We start from the raw sequence: 813 nt of genomic DNA, 5'->3' as shown, positions 1-813 counted from the left end.
CCGCTGGTGGTGGCCTACGCGTTGGCGGGGACCATGGACTTCGATTTCGAGAACCAGCCGCTGGGTACCGACAAGGACGGCAACGACGTCTTCTTGAAAGACATCTGGCCGTCGCAGAAGGACGTCTCGGACACCATCGCCTCGGCGATCAGCCAGGAGATGTTCACCAAGAACTACGCCGACGTCTTCAAGGGTGACGAACGGTGGCGCAACCTGCCCACGCCGAGCGGCAATACCTTTGAGTGGGACCAGAATTCGACGTATGTGCGCAAGCCCCCGTACTTCGAGGGCATGGCGGCGGAGCCCGAGCCGGTCAAGGACATCACCGGCGCCCGGGTGCTGGCCCTGCTGGGCGACTCGGTGACCACCGACCACATCTCCCCCGCCGGCGCCATCAAGCCGGGCACCCCTGCGGCGCAGTACCTCGACGAGCACGGCGTGGAGCGCAAGGACTACAACTCCTTCGGCTCCCGGCGCGGCAACCACGAGGTGATGATCCGCGGCACGTTCGCCAACATCCGGCTCCGCAACCAGTTGCTCGACGACGTGTCCGGGGGCTACACCCGCGACTTCACCCAAGACGGCGGCCCGCAGGCGTTCATCTATGACGCCGCGCAAAACTATGCGGCGCAGAACATTCCGCTGGTGGTCCTGGGCGGCAAGGAGTACGGGTCCGGTTCGTCGCGGGACTGGGCGGCCAAGGGCACCCTGCTGCTGGGCGTGCGGGCGGTGATCGCCGAGTCGTTCGAGCGCATCCACCGCTCGAACTTGATCGGCATGGGCGTGATCCCGCTGCAGTTCCCCGAGGGCAAG

General features: G+C 66.1%; 1 pseudogene. It reads left to right on the top strand.

What is annotated here, in order from left to right:
- Window positions 1–813 (top strand): annotated as a pseudogene (acnA, locus tag A9X04_RS07485) (aconitate hydratase); the annotation flags it as partial.

This window comes from Mycobacterium sp. E3247 (assembly GCF_001667785.1).
In the GTDB taxonomy this organism is placed as follows: Bacteria; Actinomycetota; Actinomycetes; order Mycobacteriales; family Mycobacteriaceae; genus Mycobacterium.
This window is presented reverse-complemented; position numbering and strand designations above follow the sequence as displayed.